The following is a 1,591-nucleotide window of genomic DNA, read 5'->3' on the forward strand; positions in this document are numbered from 1 at the left end:
GCGGCCCCGCCGGTCCGGCGCCTCGCCTTGACGGTGTCGGCGCGGACCCGATACAGGGTCGCGTGGCATCGGCCCGGCCGGTCGTCGGGTCGACCTCGTTCGCGGAGCCAGGATGCGTAGTACCGAAGCCTTGCCGGCCCTGCGGGCCCCGGGCGTGCCCGAGCGGGCCTGGGTGCGGGACTGGCGGCTGGCGGGGCAGGACCTCGCGCGCTGCTTCAAGGGCTGGCACGTGTGGGCGCTGCTCGGGGTGAGCGACATCCGCCTGCGCTACAAGCGGTCGCGCTTCGGCCAGTTCTGGATCACGCTGAGCATGGCCTTCTTCGTGGCCGGCATCGGCGCCGTCTACGGCGGGCTGTTCCACCAGAACATCCGCGACTACATCCCCTACCTCGCCGTCAACATGACGGTGTGGACCTTCATCCAGACCTCGATCTCGGAAAGCTGCCAGGCCTTCGTCGAGGCCGCGCCCTACCTGCGCCAGGAAGGCCTGCCGAAGTCGACGTTCATCCTGCGCGTGATGATGCGCAACGTCATGGCGCTCGGCCACAACGTCGTCATCGTGCCGCTCGTGTTCGTGCTGTTCGGCTACGCGCCGAACGCCGCGGCCCTGCTGGCCCTGCCCGGGCTGGTGCTGGTGCTGGCCGGGGTGTTCCTGGCGTCGGTCAGCCTGGCCCTGCTGTGCACCCGCTTCCGCGACATGCCGCAGATCGTCGGCAACCTCCTGCAGCTCGCCTTCTTCGTCACGCCGGTGATGTGGCACGTCGAGCAGCTCGGCCCCAACGCCGTCTACGTCGACGTGCTGAACCCCTTCGCGGCCTTCCTGCGGGTGGTGTCGGAGCCGCTGCTCGGCCGCGTGCCGGCGCCCGGCACCTACGCGACGGTGCTGGTGGCGCTCGGCGTTCTGGCCCTGGTGGCGTGGCCGTGCTTCGCCCGGTTCCGCTCGCGCATCGTGTACTGGCTGTGAGCGGGGACCGCTGACATGGCTTCGATCGACCTCGTCGACGCTTCGGTCGAGATCCCCATCTTCAACTCGCGCGGCCGGTCGCTGAAGACCACGCTGATCCGCCGTGTCGGCGGGCAGGTGGAAGCGGACGGGCGCGACGTCGTCACCGTGAAGGCGCTGCGCCGGCTGAACCTGTCGCTGCGGCCCGGCGACCGCCTGGGGCTGATCGGCCACAACGGGGCGGGCAAGTCGACGCTGCTGCGGGTGTTCGCGGGCTCCTACGAGCCGTCGACCGGCACGGCCGACATCAGCGGCACGGTGTCGTCGCTGATCGACATGGAGATGGGCATGGACCCGGAGCTGACCGGGGCCGACAACATCATCCAGCGCGGTGTGTTCCTGGGCATGTCGCTGAAGGAAGCGCGGCGCGCGATCCTCAACGTGGCGGAGTTTTCCGAACTCGGCCCCTACCTCCACCTGCCGATGCGGACCTACTCGTCGGGCATGCGGATGCGCCTCGCCTTCGCGACCTCGACGACGCGCCACCCCGACATCCTGCTGTTCGACGAGATGATCTCCTTCGGCGACGCGGGCTTCGCGGCGCGCGCCAAGGCGCGGCTCGACGCCATGCTGGACAGCGCCAAGATC

2 protein-coding genes are annotated in these 1,591 nt (G+C 69.9%); both read left to right on the plus strand.

Features of this window, described 5'->3' with window-relative positions:
* The first annotated feature begins 112 nt into the window (after nt 1-112).
* Nucleotides 113-964: an ABC transporter permease gene (locus tag D3273_RS27680; RefSeq protein ID WP_129230257.1), complete on the plus strand. Its 852-nt coding sequence runs from the start codon at nt 113-115 to the stop codon at nt 962-964.
* 15 nt (nt 965-979) lie between these two features.
* A partial coding sequence (locus tag D3273_RS27685) for an ABC transporter ATP-binding protein (RefSeq protein ID WP_165359758.1) occupies nt 980-1,591 on the plus strand: 612 nt, incomplete at its 3' end.

The organism is Lichenibacterium minor, from assembly GCF_004137685.1.
GTDB lineage: Bacteria > Pseudomonadota > Alphaproteobacteria > Rhizobiales > Beijerinckiaceae > Lichenihabitans > Lichenihabitans minor.

What these genes read in the sequence shown, in the direction of transcription:
- D3273_RS27680 (WP_129230257.1), top strand. Translation starts at nt 113, where the DNA reads ATGCGTAGTACCGAAGCCTTGCCGGCCCTGCGGGCCCCGGGCGTGCCC.